Origin of the sequence: Bacteroides sp. AF34-31BH (assembly GCF_003602795.1) — a bacterium.
Taxonomy (GTDB): domain Bacteria; phylum Bacteroidota; class Bacteroidia; order Bacteroidales; family Bacteroidaceae; genus Bacteroides; species Bacteroides uniformis.
This window is the reverse complement of record NZ_QTLV01000006.1, coordinates 1-22,168: the sequence shown is the minus strand read 5'-3', so window position 1 is coordinate 22,168 and position 22,168 is coordinate 1. Positions and strand designations below refer to the sequence as shown.

Genomic DNA, 22,168 nt, shown 5'->3' with positions numbered 1-22,168 from the left:
ATGTTGGGCAGATTGTTTTATAAAAGGGCTATTCCCAGTAAATCATCTTTTTGGTCATGCCTCCGTCAATGGTTATGTTTTCGCCATTGATGAAGTCGTTTTCGTCTTGACATAGGAATACGCACATACGGGCAATATCTTCCGGTTTACCAACCCGTCCGGAGGGATGTTGCGAATGGTCTTCTGCCCGTAATTGTTCATAATCGTGTGTCTGAATCCAGCCCGGAGAGATGGAGTTGACCGTGATGTGCCACTCTGCAAGCGATAAAGCCAACGCATGCGTCAACGAATAGATGCCTCCTTTGGAAGCTGCATATCCTTCACTGCCCGGTTCACTCATCAGATAGCGCGTAGAACAGAGATTAATGATTCTTCCGTAGGTATTCGTGTTGTTTTGACTTTTGCGGTGTACTGCCAACGCATGTGAAGTAATGAACACCGGACGTAAATTCACAGACAATATTTTATCGAAAGTCTCCACACTCGTTTCTGTGATGGGAGAGAATTCACTGATGCCGGCATTGTTTATAATGATGTCAATATCCCCCCATTCCTTGAAAATATTTTGCAGGCAAAGTTCCAATGCTTCTTTGCTGTTTAGGTCGACGGGATAGAACTGTGCTCCGGTGGCTTGGGCGGTTTGCTGCCCTTTCAGTTCATTCTTGTCACAAAAGGCTACTTGGTAATTAAGCTTGCAGAAAGCTTCTACAATGGCTTTGCCAATACCCCCTGCACCTCCGGTAACGAACACTTTCTTTCCACCTTTTTTGAGGGGAAGTGTCGGCTTATGTAGCGTTTGTGCCTTACCGGATTTTTTCGCTTTCTCCCAAGCTGCTTTGCGTGCCCGGTATTGCTCGTACTGATTTTCAAGATAATTATCGGCCATATATGTTTCCGGTTTTATTGTTTAACTGCCTTTTCTCCGAATAAGTTCACTATATTGATACAAGCCTTCATCTCTCTTCCTCCTTTTTTCCTTGAATTCTCTTTACTTGTTCCTCTATTTCCTCAATCGAAGGCAGTTGACTTTTAATATCTTCGGGAATCAGCTTAGACAGCTCATACTCTGATATGCCGATAGGCTGATTTGTTGATTCCAGTGCATATTGCGCCATTACTTGGTTTTTTGTCTTGCAGATAAGCAAGCCGATGGTGGGGTTATCGCCAGGTTTACATTTTAGATGGTTTACGGCACTGATATAAGTACCGAGTTGACCTATAAATTCAGGTTTGAACTTCTGCACTTTTAGCTCGATTACGCAATAACAACGCAGTCCCAAGTGGTAAAAAAGCAAGTCGGGATAGATTGTTTCATCGCCTACTTCCAAAGGCATTTGACGTCCTACGAATGCAAATCCTTTACCCAATTCAAGCAGAAAACGAGTGATATTTTGTGTCAAAACCTTTTCTAACTCTAATTCTTGAAAATCTTTGGTAATGGTCAGGAAATCGAAGTTATAGGGGTCTTTGAGTGTCTGTAGAGCTAGGTCACTTTGCGGTTTTGGTAGCAGACGACTGAAATTGTTTACCGCTTTGCCTTGCCGCTCATAGAGATTGGTATCAAGAAAGTTGAGCAAAACGGCACGACTCCAGCCGTTTTCTACAGTTTCATTCAGATAGAATAGAGCCTTATCCACTTCCTTGCATTGGGAGATGATATAGAGATGATGCCCCCAAGGGATGGAGAAAAATTTCTCTTCACCTAATTTGGAAACAACTTGTTGCCAAATTGTATATGGCTCATTATAAAATAGATACCACTGCTTTATACTGCGTATGTTTCTATATGAGAACCCTTTCATATCAGGAAATTCTGCCATCAGCTCACGACTCAACTCTTCGAGAAATCCGCTTCCCCAAGTCATTTCTTTCTGCCGTTCTATAATTTCTGCCCCCAGTTGCCAGTAAAGGTGAAGCAGTTCGCTGTTCACGCGTACAGCCGCTTTAATCTGTGCACTACGAATGTCTTGTTTTAGGTGGTTTACCCAATCCTTGAACGGTTGATTTATAGATAGTGCTGTTTTCATATTTTTATTTTCTTCATCGTCATATTCGATGTTTCTATTTCACAAAGTTAAGAAAAAGAATTTATTTCAACTGTAATCCTTTCCGTCTTTTCTACCTCTCCACTTTTACCACACAATATACCATCTCCCCCTCTCTTTCCTTTACCTCATCCCGTGTTGCTGCAATATCCTCCCGAACACGTTCACCCGTTTTGCAGAGAATAGGTATCGCACTATGTCACTGTATTTCCTCCTATATTTTCGCAGGCGATAATTATTCCCCTTGTAGGGCTTCAAAAGGGAATCCGTCTGTTTCCCTAAGGAGAACGGTTTGTTTCAATATGGAGAACAGTTTGTTTTATTAGTAGGAAACTGTTTGTTCCGTTAAAGAAAACAGTTTGTTTTATTGAGTGCGAACAGTTTGTTTCATAGTATGTGAACACTTTGTTTCTTACTGTTGTAACAAAGTGTTCACCGTTGTGAACTAAAGTGTTATCTATATTTTCAGTGATAAAATGACATGAAAAGGGGGCTGAAGATTACCTTTCTACCATTTGTATTCTTCGCTGTAGGAGTCGAAAGCCGGTTCTCCCGGAATGTTGTATTGGTGGAAAGTTCTGCGGATATAGTTCTGGTCTTCGGGGGAAAGGTAAGATTCTTCCCGGTAGAAGCGGTAGTATTTTCCGCGGCCGAAATGGGCTATCAACTGGCTTTTCAGAGGTTGGAGATTCTTGTAGGGAACTTCATCGAGCAAGTGGCTGATTCCCCATGCGACATGTATCTTTTGTGTCGATTGGAAATAGGCGCATTGGCTGCTATCCTCTGGAATACACAGTGGATTGATGATGCGGATGGACGGGTACTCGGGGGTATCGCGAAGGGCGGCTAAGCGATGCAGGCAGTTGTCGGCTTTCGGGCATTGGTTGTTGAAACAGCGTGAGTAGTTGGCAGGTGCTAAAGGTTTCTCGGAAGAATGTTTCATGTTTATATATACTTTGATGAAGCGACAAAGATAGCACTAACTTTTTGATATAGCCTTCTGTTCTCTTGTTTGAAATGCCCCCTCATTGAAAAAACAGCAGCCGGAACCACTGAATTCAGTAATTCCGGCTGTACCGTTCTTTCTTATAAGTATGGATGGACTATTTCACCTGGATGATGTCATAATTCAAGTCACTCACAGCTTCCTGCAGGCTGTCGTTGACAAGGCGCAGGGTTGTGTCGTTCACTACTACGAAGTACACCGGAGTGTCCCCGTCGTTCGGAGTCAGCTTGATGGCTGTTTTCTTCTTGTTGTCGACGTCTTTCTGGATAACTTCTTTCTTTCCTTTGGAAGTAAAGCTCTTGTTCTTTCCGGGGCCTTCGGCATCCAGATAAGTTGTTACCAGCGTGTAGCCGCTTTCTCCGTCGGGACCTACACTGTCTACGCTCAATACATACTGGATGCCCGGACCGTCGGCGGCGGGAAGGATTCCTTCGTATACGGCTACGGCAGACGAGTCATTGCCGGTAACAGCCATTACACTTTCGTCCATGGCGACGGCGTCATTGTTCTGAGTTCCTTTTGATTGGCAGGATACCAATGCAGCGGCAAGGGCTGCAATCATCATTACTTTTTTCATTGCTTTAATGGTTTAAGTTAATTATAAAGACGCAATAGCGTTTGTTATTCATCTTCTTCTTTCTTGATGACGAGCAGCTTGTCCACCCGTCCGCGGTCCATATCCACCACTTCGAAGTCCAGGTTTTTGTAGCTGAACAAGTCTCCGGCTTTCGGCACCCGTCCTATCAAGAACATGGCAAGACCGCTCAAGGTGGTGAAGTCTTCTTCTTTCAGGTCATCATAGTTCATAATGCCCATCGCCTCCATAAAGTCATCCAGATTCATGGAAGCTTCCACCAGCATGGAACCGTCTTGACGGACAACGATTTCCTCTTCTTCCGTTTCATTCTCTTCGAGGATGTCTCCGAAGATACTTTCCGTCAAATCGTGCAGGGTGATGATACCTTCTGTATTTCCATACTCGTCTACAACAACTCCGAACTTGTTTTTGTTCTTCTTAAACAGCTCTAAAACTTTCTTTGCATACAAACTTTCCGGAATAAACAAAGCAGGGCGTGCAATACTACGTAAGTTGAAGGGTTGTTCGCCGCCCATCATCAAGATGATGTCCTTTACGGAAACCACACCGATAATCTCGTCCTTTCCCCGCTCCACCAGGAGATATTTGCTGAAGTGTTCTTCGTGGATGATACGCAGCACCTCTTCCGGTGTGTCTGTGGGATGGAGCACAACGATGTCGCGGCGATAGGTCATCAGGTCATTCGCTCTTTTGTCCGAGAAGCGGAACACGTCACGCAGCATTTCCGTTTCGTCTTTGTCGATGACGCCTTGTTCCGAGCTTTGGTGCAGAATCATCTTCAGTTCGTCTTGTGTCATTTGGCGTTCCTCGCCACTGTTCAGTCCGATGAGTTTGTTCATCAGTTTGGTGGAAGCGCTCAACAGGCATACAAACGGATAGGAAATCTTGGTCAGCACAATCATGAAGGGGCTGAGCATGGTGGCCCATCGTTCCGGGTTGTTCAAGGCGATGGACTTGGGCACCAGTTCGCCTATGATGAGCGACAGATAGGTGATGATGGCTACTACGGTAATCATGGCGAGAGTCTTGGCATAGGCGGCTACTCCCGGAATGAGGGCGAACAGCGGTTCTACGTCATCAGCGATGGTGGCACCACCATAGGCACCGGATACGATACCGATAAGAGTAATACCGATTTGGATGGTGGAGAGGAATTTTTCGGGTTCTTCCAGTTGTTTCAATACTCCTTTGGCTCTTTTGTTCCCTTTTCCGACAAGAGTTTCAAGGCGTGCTTTACTTGAGGAGACTAAAGCGATTTCATACATGGCAAAAATGCCGTTCAGAATAAGTAAAAGTAGAATGATAATAAACTCCATAGTGGATTTTGAATAGTTTGTGAGGCAAAGATAATGATTTTTCAGTATTTATTGTTAATATTGCCATCCGTTAGAAAAAATAAACAATAAATAGATGAAAAAAAGAATTATTGCCTTGGGGCTTTTGTGGTGTCTGTCTGCCGTAATGTTGCAGGCGGCACGTGTAGACACGGTGTTGGTGAGAAGTGCAGCCATGAATAAGGATGTAAAAGTTGTGTATGTATTGCCTGATAAGGCTATCGGCAAGCAGGCTTGTCCGGTGGTTTATCTGTTGCACGGTTATGGCGGCAATGCGCGGAGCTGGGTGCAACTGAAGCCGGAATTGCCGCAGATGGCAGATGAGAAAGGGATCATATTTGTATGTCCGGACGGCAAGAACAGTTGGTATTGGGACAGTCCGGAGAATCCTGCCTACCGTTATGAGACTTTTGTCACCTCGGAATTGGTGAAGTATACAGACGGGAACTATGCTACCATTCCCGATAGAAAGGCGCGTGCCATCAGTGGATTGAGTATGGGCGGCCACGGTGCTTTGTGGAGTGCTATCCGTCATAAGGATGTGTTCGGTGCGGCGGGCAGTATGAGTGGAGGAGTGGATATACGGCCGTTTCCCCAGAATTGGGAAATGAACAAGCAGTTGGGAGAGTTTGCTGCCAACAAGGCATCTTGGGATGCGCATACGGTGGTCAACCAGCTGGATAAGATTGTAAATGGAGACTTGGCGCTAATCATCGACTGCGGTGAGGCCGATTTCTTTCTTGAAGTGAACAAGGACTTGCACAACCGGCTGCTGGCAAGGAAGATAGACCATGACTTCATCACCCGTCCCGGTGGACATACCGGAACGTATTGGAACAACTCCATAGACTATCACGTCCTTTTCTTCGACAAGTTCTTTAAGAAGTAAGTAGTTTATTATTCGATGGTATAGTTCACGGTGCGTGTGTAGTCCTGCTCGTAGCCGTTCCTTATATGCCTGACGACTGCATGGCAGGAAGTGACGATACCCCGGTTATCTAACGTATAAGTATAGGTGGTGGTCTCTTCACTTTCTCCGTTGCTGTCCGGGATGAGTTGGGTAATCAGATAGTTTGCAGGTTCTCCCAATATCTTCCCGTATATGGCAACCGCATGCATGGAAAGCGGATACATGTCCGTAATGAATAGGCTTGGTATTTCGGAGATATTTGCAATTTCATTGCCTGATGGTGTGGTAGCCGTACTGTTGTGCTCAAAAGTGTCAACCTTTTGCTGTATGCGCAATGCCCGGAAGTTGCTGTAGTCTATTGTAATGAATGAGTATTCTTTTCCGTCGTCCAGCTTTTCTGTGATGTTTTCCAGATAGTATTTGTCTTCGGTGTTGATGAGGTAGGAGAAGGTGTAAGTACGGGTATTTCCTGCCATATCCTGACTGGTACAAGTGGTGGCATAACCTTTGTCATTCAGCGTGTAGGTTGATACTGTACCTGCTTCGTCGGTTATCACGGCTTGATGGTCCTTGTATTCGACAGTAGTGGTATTCTCTATCTCGAAGAGTTCGTCTCCTGCTGTAAAGCTCTGTTTGCCGGTGTAGCTGGTCAGCCTGCCTGCACTGTTGTAAAGGTAGGTGTGGGTGGCAGTAACCGGTTGCGCATCGCTCTCTATCACTTCTTTGAGTTCGATTTTGGAGAAAGGAGTGGTGGGGTAGGTTGACGGCTCCGGTTCTGGCGTATCATTGCCATTGTTATCATCGCTGCAAGCTGCCAGTCCGCCGAGCAACAGCAGGCTGAACATGATTCCCGAAAATCGGGTGATGATTGTAACTCTTCTGTTTAGTTTCATCCTATTGGTCTTTTTATTTGATGCGTACGGCATGGCTTGCCCGGCGTTCAATGGAGTTTGCGAGAGTGGTCACTCTTAAAGAACGGGTATCTTCTTGTGCGGGCGGTTGTATGCTTCCGTCGATGGCGCCGAGTGCAGTGCTCAATAAGGCTTCGTTGGTATCTCCAAAGGGCAGGAAACGTGACATGTCGCTCATCTCATTCACTACATATCCCGAGTAGGCCGGTTGGAATCCGGATTCATAATCAGATTTCCCTTCCGAATTGTATATCTTGCAGACGATGGGATTCATCGTTATCATCAGTTCGGGGCTGGAGAAATTCCTGGAACCTACATTCTTGCCTACGGTAGTACCGCCGATGATGACAACATCCATATACGGGTCGAGGCAGTTAATCACCATTTCGGAGGCGGAGGCAGTCTGGCTGCTGGTAAGTACGTAGAGAGTATTCAGGTTTAGGTTTGCTCCGTTTCCGATGAGTCCGGAGTTCAGGGTGAACGGTACTATCTTCGGATTGAAGCGGTTGTTGAATTCCAGGTACCCCAACTCTTGTCCCAAGGCGGAGGAAGGTGCGAGCATGGTACACAGCAATTCTGCGCAACTCAGTAATCCACCGTTGTTGTAGCGCAAGTCAAGGATGAATTCGTTGACTTGCTGTGATGCGAAATATTGGAATGCGCTGCGCAGGTCGTTGTCATATTCATTACTGTTGTCCGTGGGGCCGGAACTGAAGTGGTTGTAGACCAGATAACCTATTTTCTTGCTGCCTGATGTATATACATTCTTATAGTGCACCGGGTTGTCGTTGACGGGACGCGCCGATGCTATCTGTCTGGGTTTGTCGTAAGCAACGATGACATTTTTCTCCACGTCGTAATAACCTACTGTAAGTTCCATGGCACTACTTCCATACAGTTTCTTATAATTCTGTTCAGTAATAAAGTTCCCGTCCATCTTCATAATCCAGTCACCCCGTTTCAGCCCGATTTCCGAGGCCGGGCTTCCGTCGGCAACGTAAAGAATCTGTGCAACAATGGCATTCTCTTCTCCTTCTACTTCTATCTGGTTGGTAGTGAACTGGAATCCGTAGCTGTAATCCGTATAGGGGATGCTGCGGGTAGTGGTGATGCTGACCAGACTGTCGATGGTGGAGAATTTGTCTTCTTCGGATTTGAGCGAGGCAAAGAAAGTGAAAGGGGCTTGAAAATAGTTCAGGTCGTTGGTATGGGGGATAGCGTCTACCCAATAGTACCACACACGCATGGTATCGTCAATCCAGCGGTCTGTCTGGGTCTGTCCGGCATACTTTTTCCAGCGGTCCACCCCGCAGGAAGTCAGATAAATGGGAAGAATCAGGGTTCCCAATATGAGTATCAGTATATTTCTTGCTTTCATGGGGGCAAAGATAGTGCAAATTGAGTGCAGAACTTTCATGCTTGCATGAAAAAGTTTTGCCGAAATGCAGTCTATCTTATCTAAAGATAGAAAATAGCTTGCTTATCTACCACAATTGTGGTATAAAATTCCCTAATCTGTGTCATTGTCTGCCCCGGCTTATCGCTCTATCTTTGCAACATCCGAATGAGAAACGGTTTATTCACCTAAAATACAAACGACAATGGAAACAAAGAAATTGCACTTTGAGACTCTACAACTTCACGTTGGACAAGAACAACCCGACCCGGCAACTGATGCCCGCGCCGTACCTATCTATCAGACAACTTCGTATGTATTCCGTAATTCGGCCCATGCGGCAGCCCGCTTTGGCTTGCAGGACCCGGGGAATATTTACGGGCGGTTGACGAATTCCACCCAGGATGTGTTCGAGAAACGTGTGGCGGCTCTGGAAGGCGGTGTTGCCGGATTGGCCGTAGCCTCGGGTGCGGCAGCCATCACTTATGCCTTTGAGAATATCACCCGTGCAGGCGACCATATCGTGGCAGCTAAGACCATCTACGGTGGAACGTATAATCTGCTGGCCCACACATTGCCTGCCTACGGGGTTACCACTACTTTTGTGGACCCGGGCAATCTGGACAATTTCGAGAAAGCGATTCAGGAGAATACCAAGGCAGTATTCATTGAAACGCTGGGAAATCCGAATTGCAACATCATTGACATTGATGCCGTTGCTGAAATAGCACACCGTCACCGGATTCCTCTGATTATAGATAACACCTTCGGTACTCCTTACTTGATTCGTCCCATAGAGCATGGGGCAGATATTGTAGTCCATTCGGCAACGAAGTTCATCGGAGGGCATGGTACGTCCTTGGGTGGTGTTATTGTAGATAGCGGCAAGTTCGACTGGGTGGCCTCGGGGAAGTTTCCCCAACTGACGGAACCGGACCCGAGTTATCATGGAGTACGTTTCGTCGACGCTGCCGGTCCTGCTGCCTATGCCATCCGTATCCGTGCCGTATTGTTGCGTGATACCGGTGCCACAATCAGTCCTTTCAATGCTTTCATTCTGTTGCAAGGATTGGAGACGTTGTCGCTTCGCGTGGAACGTCATGTGGAGAATGCCTTGAAAGTGGTTGAATTCTTGAAGAAGCATCCCAAAGTGGTTGCCGTGAACCACCCGTCCCTGCCCGAACATCCTGACCACGCGCTTTACGGGAAATACTTTCCGAATGGAGGCGGTTCTATCTTTACGTTTGAGGTGCGGGGCGGTATGAAGGAAGCGCAGACGTTTATTGACAGTTTACAGATATTCTCGTTGCTTGCCAATGTGGCTGATGTGAAATCCCTGGTTATCCATCCTGCCACCACTACCCATTCCCAATTGAGTGCACGGGAATTGGAAGAACAAGGCATCAAACCGGGCACGGTCCGCCTCTCCATCGGGACAGAACATATCGATGATTTGCTGGACGACTTGTCCCAGGCATTTGACAGAATTTAAAAGAATAACAGTATACGATAGAATGAATATTGCTGTATTATTGTCGGGAGGTGTAGACAGCTCCGTGGTGGTACATCTCCTTTGCGAACAAGGTTACCGTCCTTCTCTATTTTATATCAAAATAGGGAGGGACGATGCCGATTATATGGACTGCTCTGCGGAAGAGGATATGGAGATGGCTTCTGCCATTGCCCGGCGTTATGGATTATCGTTGGAAGTAGTGGACCTGCACCGGGAGTATTGGGACCAGGTGGCGGCTTATGCCATTGATAAAATAAGACGTGGCTTGACTCCCAATCCGGATGTGATGTGCAACAAGCTGATAAAGTTCGGGTGCTTTGAGCAACGTGTGGGGAAGGATTTCGATATCACGGCAACCGGGCACTACGCCACTACGGTGTTGAGGGATGGAAAGACATGGCTCGGTACCGCTGCCGATTCCGTGAAAGACCAGACCGACTTTCTGGCACAGATAGATTATCTGCAAGTTTCCAAACTGATGTTTCCATTGGGCAGACTGATGAAGAATGAGGTTCGTGACATAGCCCTGCGTGCCGGATTGCCCAGCGCCAGACGTCGTGACAGTCAGGGCATCTGCTTTCTGGGAAAGATTGATTATAATGATTTTGTGCGCCGTTTCCTTGGCGAAAGGGAAGGGGATATTGTGGAGTTGGAAACGGGTAGAAAGTTGGGCAAGCATCGGGGCTATTGGTTTCATACCATCGGCCAGCGTAAAGGATTGGGGTTGGGTGGAGGACCGTGGTTTGTTGTCCGCAAGGATGTGGAGGAGAATGTGATTTACGTGTCCCGCGGATGTGATACGGCATTGCAATACGGCTATGAATTCCGTATGTACGATTTTCATTTCATTACGGATAATCCCTGGAAGGGAGCGCAGGAAGAGGTGGAGGTGACTTTCAAGATACGCCATACGCCGGAGTTTGTCAAAGGCAGGTTGCAAAAGGAGGCGGAGGGTTACCGCATTGTTTCGGAAGAAAAGCTGCAAGGCATTGCTCCGGGCCAGTTCGGAGTGGTGTATGATGCTGATGCCCGGCTGTGTGTCGGGAGCGGGGAGATTTATATATAATATTCCACCAAGTCTACGATGCCTGCCTTCATGGCATATTTGGTGGCTTCGTGCGCATTGTTTACACCCAGTTTCCGGAAGATATTCTTCCGGTGGCTGTTTACCGTATGGAAGCTGAGGTTTCGTTCGGCGGCTATTTCTTTGGTTGTTTTCCCCAGGGCTATCTCTTTTAGGATGCTCCGTTCGGCAGTAGTCAGTAAATCATCTTTGATGGTAGGATGAGTGGGGGAGGAGGAACCGTTGCCTGCGAGCAGCAGGTTACTGACGTGATTACAGATGAATCGCTCCTTGCGTGAGGCGCATTGTAGTGCGGTCAGTATCTCTTCTTTGGAATTATCCTTCAGCGCTACGCCGAATGCCATGCTGCTGAACAATACCTGGCGCAGGAACGGTAGGCTCAATTCGTCGGAAAAGAGTAGCCAATCGGCTTCCTTGAAGCGTTCGTGAAGTACCATTAGCTCTTCGGCTCCCGAAAAATCAAAAAGGGTATAGTCCAGAATGACAACGGCGGTGGGATGCAGGCGTAGTTGCTGTATCAGTTCTGCCTTGTTGTCGGCTTCCAGCAGCAGGGAGGTGTCTTTCTGTCTGCCCAATAGGAACATCATGCCTGCTTTGGTGATATCTTGATTGTCTGCAATGATAAATTCTCTCATGACATTGGTATATAAAAAACTCCGCTACAAATGTACACTTTTTAGTGTGATTTGTGGCGGAGTGGGAATATATATATTTATATAAGGGTTTTACCAGGAACGTCCCTTGAATATGTTGGATTGTTCCAGCGGAACCAGGTTCCCGCTCAAAGTCATGGTGTTGGAGTTGAAGTTCGGGCTGATGGTTACGGTTGCGTTGTTCCCGCCATCGGTCAGCGTAAGGAATATCTGGGCGGAAATGCCGATACCCTGGATGCTGAAGTTACAATTCACGTTGCCCCGTTTGTCGGTAGTCATTTGGATGTCCGATACGGTTCCGTCTACTGTTACACCGCCAATGCCGTTAGGACCTGGGTATACGGTGTTGAAGGCTACCTGCACGGTGCCACGTCCTTGGTTGACCAATACGAAGTTGGTGTTGGAGTTTACAAATGCGGTCTGTCCGTTGCGGAACATCACTTGGTCTGCCTCCATTACGAACTGGTGAGCTTTCAAGGCCGCCATTGCGTCATCGTACGAAATGGCATCCTGTGCTTGTTCTTCAGCTTTCAGGCGTGCACGTTCTGCGTCTCTTTGGGCTTTACGGTCTGCGCGCTTTTCAGCTCTACTCTCTTGTGCATACATGGTCGTTGTTGCCATGCTTACCAATACTACTGCTGCTAATGCAATAAACTTTTTCATAATCGAATCTTTTTTTGTTTAGGTTTAAATAAATTGTTCGTTATAAGTTTATTGCAAGAACAATGCCTATCCAGGATTGTTCACCGGTTTTTTAATTATTTTATATCCGATAGCAGCAATAAAGATACTCATTACCGGACTGATAAGGTTGAAGAAGCAATAGGGAAGGTAGGTCAGTGTGGGTACACTCAAAATGGTGGCTTGCGTCATGCCGCAGGTGTTCCATGGGATAAGCGGGGAGGTGACGGTAACGGCATCTTCCGTGGTACGGCTAAGTAGCCGGCTTTCGTAGCCTTTCTTTGCGTAAACGTTGCTGAACATGTTTCCGGTGAGGATAATGCTGATGTACTGGTCTGCCGTGGCAAGGTTCAGGAACAATCCGGAACATACGGTGGATGCTACCATGCTGGCTGTATTCTTCATGAAGCGGACGAATAGGGAAGTGATGCTTCCTAGCATGCCGCTTGCCGTCATGGCTCCACCGAAACACATGGCGCAGATGATGAGCCAGATGGTATTCATCATTCCTGCCATACCTCGTGTGGCAATCAGTTCTGTCAACATGTCACTGTCAGTTTGTAGACTGGTACTGCCATAGAATGTCATCATTATCCCTTTGAACATATTCCCACCTTCCGCTATCTCATTCAGTAGTCCCGGTTGGAAGATGAAGGCGAATATCCCTGCCAGCAGAGTGGAGAGAAAGAGTGTGATGACGGAAGGCACTCTCCGGGCAATCAGTATTCCCGTAATCACGGGAACAGCCAGTAACCAGGGAGTAATGTTGAATTTGGCGTCCAATGCTGCCGTAAATTCCGCGATCTGTTGTGTATTGTTCGTTTCGTGTGTGAGTCCCATTACTGTAAAGATGACAAGGGTGATGAGGAGAGAGGGGACGGTGGTGATCATCATATAGCGGATATGGCTGAATAACGGTGTTTCCGTTACGGATGAGGCAAGGACTGTGGTATCCGATAACGGTGAAATTTTGTCTCCGAAATAGGCTCCCGAAATGATGGCACCGGCTATCCATCCCTCTTCAAAACCTTGTGCCTTACCTATGCCCAAAAGGGCGATACCGATGGTGGCGATAGTGGTCCATGAACTTCCCGTCATTACTGATACCAATGCACAAATAATGCAGGTAGAAGCAAGGAAAAAATTCGGATGGATAATCTGCATACCATAATATATAAGGGTAGGTACCACCCCACTTATCATCCATGTGCCGCTCAAAGCACCGATAATCAATAGAATAATGATAGCTGTGGCAACACCTGAAATGTTGTTGGTGATGGCAAGTTCATAATCTTTCCAAGGGATGCGGTAGAAAGCCATGCCGATAAAGACACACATACCAGTGGTGGCAAGCAGGGAAATCTGGCTTCCTCCACTCAAGGCGTCACTTCCGAAAGTATGGATGGTGGCGAACAGCATTCCTACGAGAAAAGCGATGGGAAATAGAGAAACGAGTGGAGAGGGTATTTTCTTTGCTGAATTCATAGGGTTGTTTTTGACTATGCTTGGTTGACGAATCTATTATCAATCTGTCGTTTATAGTTTGATGCGACAAAGGTATAACAATTCTGTTCAATATCTTCCTTATCCTTTGCATGACAAATAAAAATTATCAAATCTTTGCGTTTGCTTGGAAAAATGATAGTATCCTTGTTATTTCTTGCTGTAAAGGGTGATGGACAACGATATTATTGTTAAAATAACGCCGGTGCCGACCACGCCACTCCATCCCCAAGTCTGCCAACTGCTTCCTGCAAGGAAGGTACCCAAAGAGCCGCCGATGAAGTAAGTGGTCATGAAAATCGTATTTACCCGATTGGAGGCAGACGGGTAGATGTCGAAAATACTGGTCTGGTTGCTGAGTTGGATGCATTGCATGCCTATGTCTATAAGAATGACACCGGTAATGATACCTGCATAGTTGTTTCCGCAGAAAAAGAGCGAGGCCCATGCAAGCAGAATCATTCCGCAACCGATAAAGTTGAAATTGCGTATGCCTACTTTTTTTACATATTTTCCTACAAAAGATGCGGTTAAGGCTCCGGCAATGCCGCAGAGCCCTAGTATGCCGATGACATCGCTGGATGCATGGAACGGGGCTTCTCCCATTTTGAATGCAAGGCAGGACCACATGGCAAGGAATGAGCCAAAGGCCAGTCCTGCACGTATCGAGTAGATTCGTAGAGAGGGGTATTCTCTTACTAATGAGAAAAGAGACTTCATCAGCCCGGAATATTTGCCTTGGAAAGTCGGTTGTATGTCCGGTAGTACCTTTAATACAACGATAGCGCATAGTAACATCATTCCAGCGGCGATGAAGTACATTTCACGCCAGCCAAGCACTTCACCCACAAATCCGCTGACAACACGTGATGCAAGTATTCCAGTCAGTAATCCTGAGATGACGACACCTACATTCCGTCCCTTGTTTTCGGGGCGTGAGAATTGCGAGGCAATCGGTACAAATATTTGGGGTATCATGGAGCAGATGCCGGTAATGAGTGATGCTGCCCAGATGATGTAGATGTTCGGTGCCATGGCAATGGCTAGAAGGGAAAATATGAGTAGGAAGAAATTCGTCAGGATGATATTCTTGCGTCGATAGAGGTCTCCTAATGGGACGATGAACAATAATCCCAGCGCATATCCGATTTGTGTAATCATGGCAATGAGGTTCGTTTTGAATTCAGAAACTTCCAATTCATGCCGCATGATATTAAGCAGGGGTTGATTGTAATACAAGTTGGCTACGGACACGCCAGCTACGATAGCAAGTGTCCAGAGTATATGTGCCGGTAATCCTCCGTTTTCTTTCAGTTCTAGTTTCATGCTGCAAAGATAATGTCTTTCTGTTTCATGCGCAAGATATGTGAGTATGATAAGAATATGTGTGAAGTGGTATCATCTTTTTAGCCTTTCCGTTTGTTATACTATTATTTTGTTTGAGAATAATTGATTGGAGCTATCTTGGATAAGCGGAATGTTGTATTGATATTTAAAGATACGTTGGGCATGGGAAATGAATGGTTTAGAGAGTTGCTGGGTATGAAATACAGGTGGACGAAATGCAGGCTCTTCTAGCAAACGAGGGTTGGTAAGGTGAATTCGATGACTCAAGGAACCTACCGTTCCCCCATTAGACCGCCTCCTGATGACATACTTGGGATTATCCTGCTATTGACTGAAAACTCGGGTATATATTAGTATGAATCATTATTACTTAAACTTATAATAGTATGAAACATTTATCGATAATAATAATAGTAGTGTCATTATGCGTTTTCCTGCTATCCATCGGTGTATATCATAAGGTTCCCTGGTCTGTTCTGCCAATAGTGGCTAGTGGAATCTGTATATTATGTTGGCTTTTGTTCCATTTGCTCTGTATCAGTGAAGAAAGAGATTTACTGAAAGAGGGAAATCAGTATTTCATTGATACCTTTCAAAACATACGTAATCCCATTTCTTTGATTAAGACACCGTTAGGGGCAGTTTACGAAGGAGACTGTCCGGAAGACATAAAGAAGGAACTGGCTGTTGCACTTCATCATATAGGCGGGCTGGAGCAGCACTTGATAGCGTTGATGGGGTTGAAACAACTATTTGGCAATTCTGGTAGCCTGGTAGTTGCAGAACATGAAATCGGCGCATTTATGAGGAAGAAAGTGTCTTTTTTACAGTCTCATGTGGATGGGTTGCAGATGAAGCTGGATTTGGTTCCGGATTTTGACTATGCAAGCGCTTGGTTTGATCCGGGAAAGATATCTCCGGTTATCGACCGGTTTGTATTGAGTGCCATCGAGTGTTCTCTGCCGGAAACGCACCTCTCGATGCAGGTTTCGTTGAAGGGAGATTACTGGGCAATCAGGATTAAGGATACAGGCAACAAGCGATTTCTGAAATGTTGCAGATGGTACTCGTCGCGGCTTCCTATTCTGCGACCTCTGCATGGCAAGCAGTATGGCATGGGCGGTGTGTTTTTTGACAAGTTGATGAATATATGTGACGGGAAAATACTGACTTTGGAAAAGGAGGCTCTGCTTCGATTTCCCATAAGATGTTCGTGTGCGGTTTCGGGGGGGTATACATCCTTAAATATTCCGGACACTTTTCAGGTGAATGAGTCGGAAATGGCTTTCCATGGTTTCTCGAAGAAAAAAAATATGGATAGACCTTTAGTGATACTTGCGGATAATGACAAGGGATTCAAGGATTATCTTGAGAAACGTTTATCGGAATGTTTTGTAGTGAGGAGCTTTGATGACGGTCAGGAAGCATTGGAGGTAATATGTGAAGAGTATCCGGATTTGGTGATTTGTGATATCATGTTGAAAGGTATGAGCGGTGAGGAACTTTCTTCTAAACTGAAGACGTCGAGGGACACCTCCTTTATTCCGGTGATATTGATGGGGGCGCACATTGATGTGAAACGGCGGGAAAAGCGTTGTTCTTCTCAAGCTGATCTCTTTGTATGTAAGCCCTTTAATCTGGAGGACCTTAAAGTGGAAATATCCATATTGATAAATAATAGCCGTTTTCTTCGGAAGACATTTCTTCAGAAAGTTTTTGGAGAAGATTTTTTAACGAAACCTATGGAGCGGGCTCAGCAGGATGTCAATCTGGCATTTTTGAATGAAGTGAAGCTTTACATTATGGAGAATATGGATAAAGAGGATTTGACAGTAGATGATATTGCCTCCAGGATGTGCATGAGCCGGACAACCTTTTATAATAAGTGGAAGTTGTTGACGGGAGAAGCACCCAAATATTTGATTTCGAGAATCAGGATGGAGAAGGCACGGGAACTTTTGGAAAGCGGAAAATTTTCTGTGACCGTGGTTGCCGAAATGGTGGGTATGCGAAATCTGAAAAACTTCAGAGGTAGGTATAAGGAGTATTTTGGAAAAACACCGAAGGAGTTTATGAAAAAAGTATGATATTTACCTGAAAAAAACTTTTATGGAAAGGCTGTCACATATTAGATAATGGACAGCCTTTGTTTTGAAATAGGAGATAGGAGAACTAAACATCCTAAGCTAGCTATAAAGAAAAATCTCTCATCGTTTTCGCTTTGGGGATAACTGGGTATATATGATTAGATTTATTTGCCGATGCAACATGTAGATATAATTGATAATCAAAAACTTATATTTTAAACGGTAGAAAAGTATTTTTTAGACCATAATGGGTTGTTTTTGAGCCTGGATTTACTGTTCCTACGTTTATTCTTCAACATAAAATTAGAACCGTGGAAAATCTAAATTTTCCAACTGAAGTTCACCTGTTTTCTATCTACTTACAAAGATACATATAATACGTGAGTTTTTCGCCAAGTATGTCAACTAAATGTAAGAGAGTTTCGCGAATATTGTTTTACTGAACAAAGGTAAAAATAAAACTATTCTCTCTTTTCCCTTTATTTGACTTTACTTTGATAGACGTATATATGAATACGGTAGTAAAGTCAAGGCATTTTCCACTATTAACGCAATATATAAAGTTCATCATAATTCAAGAAAATGTCAATTCTATCATTTTTTTGAATTATACCATCAATAATTTATTATATGTTCAAATATAATAGTATATTTGTGACAGTAATGTAATAGTTATGGAACGTAAACTTTTGAATCGTATAAAAGTTATTCTTGCCGAAAAAGGTAAAACTAATAAATGGCTTTCTGAACAGTTAGGAAAAGATCCTGCAATTGTTTCAAAATGGGTGACAAATACTTCACAGCCCAATGTGGAAATGTTGATTCAGATAGCTAAGTGCTTGGATGTAAAGGTTGATGATTTATTAAGAACCGAGTAATTATGGAAAATGAAACAGGTTATGTATATATATTGACAAACCCAAGTTTTAGAGAAGATTGGGTCAAGATTGGTAAAAGTTCACGTCCTGTAGATGTCAGAAGCAAAGAACTTGATAATACTGCTGTGCCTTTACCTTTTGAGATTTATGCAACTCTCAAAACAACTAAATATGCTAAAGTTGAGAGACAGATACATAAACAGATTGATCGTCTGACAGATTTGCGTATAAGACAGAATCGTGAGTTTTTCAATATAGCTCCATCTGTCGCTTTGGATATTATGCGTGATATTGCAGATTTGCTAGATGACGCCGAGCTATATGTATATGTTGATGGGAAGCCTGTTGTCAGCAAAAGTAAAGATGAAGATAAGAAGATAGAGGCTGAATCTAAAGAAAAACAACGCAAGACCCAAAAGCCTCCGTTTAAGTTTCATATGATTGGCTTGAATGTAGGGGATACGATTGTTTTTGATCCACTTCGAATGCCTGTCAGAATTGCCAGTGATGATAAAATTGAGTATGATGGCCGTCTGTATAGCCTCTCTGCGTTTACAGCTAATTTCTTGCCAGAAGAAAAGCAGAATACATCGGGAGCATATCAAGGCCCTAAATATTTCAGTTATAATGGGAAGGTGTTAAGTGAATTGAGAAAGGAAAAGGAACAGCATTAAAAAGTAAATTATATATGATAAATATACGAAAACTTGAAGCAGAACTTTGGGAATCGGCTGATCTGTTGAGACAAGGCAGCAAACTGACAAGTAACCAGTATTGCATGCCGGTTTTGGCTTTGCTGTTTCTCCGTTATGCTTATAGCAGATATAAATTGGTGGAAGCAGAGATATTGAAAGATCGTCCTTCGCGCGGAGGAAGAGTAATGCCTGTTGAGCCAAGCGATTTTGAAGCAAAAAGCGCACTTTATCTTCCTCGGGAAGCTCAGTTTGATTTTCTTGTCAATTTGCCGGACAATATCACTTCTGCCGGACTGAGAAACAAGGACGGTCAGCCGGTGAATTCATTGGGTGAAGCCGTAAACAACGCCATGCAATTGGTGGAAGAGCAAAGCGAACAGCTTACAGGTGTATTGCCCAAGACATATACGATGTTCGCCGATGATTTGCTCCGTGAATTGCTGCGCATTTTCAATAATAAGACAATTGATGAAATAGGTGGCGACATAATAGGTCGAATATATGAATATTTTCTTTCAAAATTTGCGAAAGCTGTAGCCAGTGACGATGGGGTTTTCTTTACTCCAAAGTCTTTGGTGAAAATGCTGGTCAATGTGCTGGAACCGGAACAAGGCGTAATGTTCGATCCTGCATGCGGTTCGGGCGGTATGTTTGTTCAGACCGGTGATTTTGTAAATGCGGCAGGAATGAACGCCAATACGCAGATGACATTCTTTGGTCAGGAAAAAGTGGAATACAACGCCCAGCTCTGTTTGATGAATATGGCTGTTCATGGTCTTAACGGACGTATTGTGTCTGGTGATGAAGCCAATTCGTTCTATCATGATGCGTTCAATCTCGCAGGCAAATGCGATTATGTGATAGCTAATCCTCCTTTTAATGTGGATAAGGTGAAATCGGAGTCGGCTTTCAGTGTGGGACGCCTTCCTTTCGGACTGCCTGGTGTCAATGCCAAAACCAAGGAGGTGGGCAATGCCAATTATCTTTGGATTAATTATTTTTACGCTTATCTTAATGAGCGTGGACGTGCCGGCTTCGTCATGGCAAGTTCAGCTACCGACAGTTCCAACAAAGACCGCGACATCAGGGAACAGTTGGTAAAGACCGGACATGTGGATGTGATGGTCAGTGTTGGGAACAACTTTTTCTACACATTGTCTTTGCCTTGTTCACTGTGGTTTTTCGACAAGGCTAAACGGGAAGAAAACCGCGACAAGGTGCTTTTTATAGATGCCCGTAAATATTATACAGTTGTTGACCGCACGCTGAACGAATGGACTGAATGGCAGCTGCTCAATTTGCAGGCAATCGTCCATCTTTACCGTGGAGAAACAGATAAATATCAGGCATTATTGAAAAAATATAATCATGATATAAGCGAGGCGGTAAATTCTATTTCGGAAGAAGCACTTTCATTTGTGTCTTTCCTTGATGACGAGACTGCCAATCAGTTCAACAGTTCATTGGCATGGCTTAGCAGTCCGTGGAACAATTATGATGAATTATCCAAGAACTTGAATGGACAGATAGAGCAAACCAAGAGTTGCGTCAAGTTGGCGGAAGAAAGGCTGAAAAAGCGTGAACTGAAATCCATGAGGCTGGCAGGAGATAAATTCTGCAAAGTGCTTGAGGAAATTCTGACGATTATAGAAGGACACGAATGGCTGACCGGAAAATTCGGTAAAGGCAAGTATAACGACATTGCCGGGCTCTGTAAGATTGCCACTTTGGACGAAATCGAGGAAAAAAACTATTCGCTCACACCGGGTGCCTACGTTGGTGTTCCGGAAGCAGAAGACGACGGTGTGGATTTTCATGAACGTATGAATGAAATCCATGCGGAACTGGCAAAACTTCATGAAGAAGCAAATGTGCTTATGAAGGAAATATTAAACGACTGGGAGACGCTGAAATGAGCATGAACAATAAGACGGAAACATTGCTTTCCCTGCTGGATGAATATAAGGCATTGGGTATTGCGGAGCAGATAGACTACAACAAGTTCTATCTGTATTCCCTTATTACCCATTCCACAGCCATTGAGGGCAGTACGGTTACCGAAATAGAGAACCAGTTGCTTTTCGATGAAGGTATCACGGCAAAAGGCCGCAGCCTGCAGGAGCAGATGATGAATCTGGATTTGAAAGCGGCATACGAACAGTCAATGAAGCTTGCCAAGGTGCATGCTGATTTTTCTGTCGATATGTTAAAAGGCTTGTCTGCTTTGGTGATGAAAAACACGGGGGGAGAATATAACACAGTAAGCGGTAGTTTTGACTCATCGAAGGGAGAGTTGCGTTTGCTTGGTGTTACAGCCGGTGTAGGAGGAAGTTCCTATATGAATTTCCGGAAAGTTCCTGCCAAATTGGAGGAGTTTTGCCGATATATAAACAGTCAGCGAAAGGAACTGCTGAATACAGACGATGTAATCTCCAAATATAGGCTTAGTTTTGAAGCTCATTACCAGCTTGTCACCATTCATCCTTGGGTGGATGGAAACGGACGCATGTCAAGGCTGGTGATGAATCATCTGCAATATGAATTCGGTCTTATTCCTTCGAAAGTAGTCAAGGATGATAAGGCAGAATATATCCAGTCGCTTATTGATGCACGCGAACAGGAAACGCTTCTTCCTTTCTATGAATTTATGTTCGACGAACATATTCGGAACATAAATAAAGAGATTGAAGTATACAAAAAGTCACAGGCTGCTGACCTGATAAAACCTGTATCTGACCCGATAAATGATATATCTGACCCGATAACAGAACGCTTGTATCAGGCTATTCTAAAGAATAATAAACTGAATTATGCTGAATATGGAGCGTTATTGGGCGTATCGGAAGCAACTATCAAACGTCGTTTGGGTGAGTTGAGGAAAGCTGGGATGATTGTGCGTGTGGGTAGTAATAAGAGCGGATATTGGGAAGTGATAAGTTTGAAGGAAAGAAAGGAGGGGAAGGTATGAGAGAATGGAAGAAGGTGAAGTTGGGAGAATTATATACAGTGCATAATGGACTGTCAAAAAGTAAAGATTTCTTTGGAAGTGGTTATCCTTTTTTAACTTTTTCTAACGTGTTTAATAATTGGTTTTTGCCAGATAAATTAGATGCATTAGTAGAGTCTACAGATAAAGATAGAGAGTCTTTTTCTATTCATAAAGGTGATGTTTTTATTACGCGTACAAGTGAAACTATGGATGAGTTAGGAATGAGTTCTGTTGCCTTAAAGGATTATCCTAATGCTACATTTAATGGCTTTACGAAGCGATTACGTCCAAAAAGTGATGATATATTGCCTGAATATATCGGTTATTATCTGAGGTCAAAGAAATTTAGAAATAAATTTTTGGCGTTTTCTTCTATGACAACTCGTGCTAGTTTGGCTAATAGTGATTTGTTGAATATGGAGGTGGAAGTCCCTGAAAAGAATGTTCAACGAAACATTGCAAATATTCTACTCCGTTACGATTCCTTGATTGTAGCTAACACTTGAAAAGGGACCCGGGTAGCATTTGAAACGTGTAC

The 22,168-nt window shown here is 44.4% G+C and carries 20 protein-coding genes; 9 read left to right on the top strand and 11 right to left on the bottom strand.

What is annotated here, in order from left to right:
• Nucleotides 1-28: 28 nt before the first annotated feature.
• The 5 genes from DWZ67_RS10705 to DWZ67_RS10680 all read right to left on the bottom strand — a co-directional run bounded on the left by DWZ67_RS10705 (nt 29) and on the right by DWZ67_RS10680 (nt 4,965).
• Nucleotides 29-886, bottom strand: coding sequence for an SDR family NAD(P)-dependent oxidoreductase (locus DWZ67_RS10705; protein WP_057252729.1), 858 nt, complete (start codon nt 884-886; stop codon nt 29-31).
• Nucleotides 887-953: 67 nt separating this feature from the next.
• On the bottom strand, nt 954-2,027 hold the full coding sequence (locus DWZ67_RS10700) for a YhcG family protein (protein ID WP_044467751.1): 1,074 nt from the start codon (nt 2,025-2,027) through the stop codon (nt 954-956).
• Nucleotides 2,028-2,553: 526 nt separating this feature from the next.
• The gene (locus DWZ67_RS10690) at nt 2,554-2,988 is read right to left on the bottom strand and encodes a DUF6078 family protein (RefSeq protein WP_008663796.1); all 435 of its coding nucleotides are present in this window, start codon (nt 2,986-2,988) and stop codon (nt 2,554-2,556) included.
• A gap of 160 nt (nt 2,989-3,148) precedes the next feature.
• Nucleotides 3,149-3,628: a copper resistance protein NlpE N-terminal domain-containing protein gene (locus DWZ67_RS10685; RefSeq protein WP_005826499.1), complete on the bottom strand. Its 480-nt coding sequence runs from the start codon at nt 3,626-3,628 to the stop codon at nt 3,149-3,151.
• 44 nt (nt 3,629-3,672) lie between these two features.
• Complete coding sequence (locus tag DWZ67_RS10680) at nt 3,673-4,965, bottom strand: hemolysin family protein (RefSeq protein ID WP_005826501.1); 1,293 nt, start codon at nt 4,963-4,965, stop codon at nt 3,673-3,675.
• Nucleotides 4,966-5,059: 94 nt separating this feature from the next.
• Between DWZ67_RS10680 and DWZ67_RS10675 the strand changes: the two genes are divergently transcribed.
• Nucleotides 5,060-5,872, top strand: a complete 813-nt coding sequence (locus DWZ67_RS10675; protein WP_005826503.1) for an alpha/beta hydrolase — start codon at nt 5,060-5,062, stop codon at nt 5,870-5,872.
• Between the two features lie 8 nt (nt 5,873-5,880).
• On the opposite strand, the gene DWZ67_RS10670 is transcribed toward DWZ67_RS10675, so the two are convergent.
• Together DWZ67_RS10670 and DWZ67_RS10665 are read right to left on the bottom strand one after the other, a co-directional pair.
• Complete coding sequence (locus DWZ67_RS10670) at nt 5,881-6,786, bottom strand: DUF4595 domain-containing protein (protein ID WP_005835902.1); 906 nt, start codon at nt 6,784-6,786, stop codon at nt 5,881-5,883.
• A gap of 13 nt (nt 6,787-6,799) precedes the next feature.
• The gene (locus DWZ67_RS10665; protein ID WP_120138820.1) at nt 6,800-8,221 is read right to left on the bottom strand and encodes a S41 family peptidase; all 1,422 of its coding nucleotides are present in this window, start codon (nt 8,219-8,221) and stop codon (nt 6,800-6,802) included.
• Between the two features lie 184 nt (nt 8,222-8,405).
• Between DWZ67_RS10665 and DWZ67_RS10660 the strand changes: the two genes are divergently transcribed.
• A complete protein-coding gene (locus DWZ67_RS10660) occupies nt 8,406-9,692 on the top strand; it encodes an O-acetylhomoserine aminocarboxypropyltransferase/cysteine synthase family protein (RefSeq protein WP_120138818.1) in 1,287 nt (428 codons plus the stop codon).
• A gap of 22 nt (nt 9,693-9,714) precedes the next feature.
• On the top strand, nt 9,715-10,779 hold the full coding sequence (mnmA, locus tag DWZ67_RS10655; RefSeq protein ID WP_005835905.1) for a tRNA 2-thiouridine(34) synthase MnmA: 1,065 nt from the start codon (nt 9,715-9,717) through the stop codon (nt 10,777-10,779).
• Here the strand turns inward: mnmA and DWZ67_RS10650 are convergent.
• From DWZ67_RS10650 to DWZ67_RS10635, 4 genes are all read right to left on the bottom strand, one after another.
• On the bottom strand, nt 10,770-11,432 hold the full coding sequence (locus DWZ67_RS10650; RefSeq protein ID WP_005826511.1) for a response regulator transcription factor: 663 nt from the start codon (nt 11,430-11,432) through the stop codon (nt 10,770-10,772). The genes mnmA and DWZ67_RS10650 overlap by 10 nt on opposite strands.
• 90 nt (nt 11,433-11,522) lie before the next feature.
• Nucleotides 11,523-12,113 carry a DUF4251 domain-containing protein gene (locus DWZ67_RS10645; RefSeq protein WP_005826513.1) on the bottom strand — a complete coding sequence of 197 codons (591 nt, stop codon included), beginning with the start codon at nt 12,111-12,113 and terminating at the stop codon, nt 11,523-11,525.
• 66 nt (nt 12,114-12,179) lie between these two features.
• Complete coding sequence (gene nhaC / locus DWZ67_RS10640) at nt 12,180-13,616, bottom strand: Na+/H+ antiporter NhaC (RefSeq protein ID WP_016273307.1); 1,437 nt, start codon at nt 13,614-13,616, stop codon at nt 12,180-12,182.
• A gap of 168 nt (nt 13,617-13,784) precedes the next feature.
• Nucleotides 13,785-14,960 (bottom strand): MFS transporter, encoded by a 1,176-nt coding sequence (locus tag DWZ67_RS10635; RefSeq protein ID WP_087332714.1) that lies wholly within the window; start codon nt 14,958-14,960, stop codon nt 13,785-13,787.
• Nucleotides 14,961-15,367: 407 nt separating this feature from the next.
• On the opposite strand from DWZ67_RS10635, the gene DWZ67_RS10630 reads away from it, so the two are divergent.
• The 6 genes from DWZ67_RS10630 to DWZ67_RS10605 all read left to right on the top strand — a co-directional run bounded on the left by DWZ67_RS10630 (nt 15,368) and on the right by DWZ67_RS10605 (nt 22,136).
• Nucleotides 15,368-17,068: a response regulator gene (locus DWZ67_RS10630; RefSeq protein ID WP_120138816.1), complete on the top strand. Its 1,701-nt coding sequence runs from the start codon at nt 15,368-15,370 to the stop codon at nt 17,066-17,068.
• Between the two features lie 674 nt (nt 17,069-17,742).
• Nucleotides 17,743-17,946 carry a helix-turn-helix transcriptional regulator gene (locus tag DWZ67_RS10625; protein WP_120138814.1) on the top strand — a complete coding sequence of 68 codons (204 nt, stop codon included), beginning with the start codon at nt 17,743-17,745 and terminating at the stop codon, nt 17,944-17,946.
• Nucleotides 17,947-17,948: 2 nt separating this feature from the next.
• Complete coding sequence (locus tag DWZ67_RS10620; protein ID WP_120138812.1) at nt 17,949-18,620, top strand: GIY-YIG nuclease family protein; 672 nt, start codon at nt 17,949-17,951, stop codon at nt 18,618-18,620.
• Between the two features lie 14 nt (nt 18,621-18,634).
• Entirely contained in the window at nt 18,635-20,557 is a 1,923-nt protein-coding gene (locus tag DWZ67_RS10615) for a class I SAM-dependent DNA methyltransferase (protein WP_120138810.1), read from the top strand.
• Nucleotides 20,558-20,559: 2 nt separating this feature from the next.
• Nucleotides 20,560-21,609 carry a Fic family protein gene (locus DWZ67_RS10610; protein ID WP_317126635.1) on the top strand — a complete coding sequence of 350 codons (1,050 nt, stop codon included), beginning with the start codon at nt 20,560-20,562 and terminating at the stop codon, nt 21,607-21,609.
• Nucleotides 21,606-22,136, top strand: coding sequence for a restriction endonuclease subunit S (locus DWZ67_RS10605; protein ID WP_120138806.1), 531 nt, complete (start codon nt 21,606-21,608; stop codon nt 22,134-22,136). Before DWZ67_RS10610 ends, DWZ67_RS10605 begins: the two co-directional genes overlap by 4 nt.
• Nucleotides 22,137-22,168: the final 32 nt, after the last annotated feature.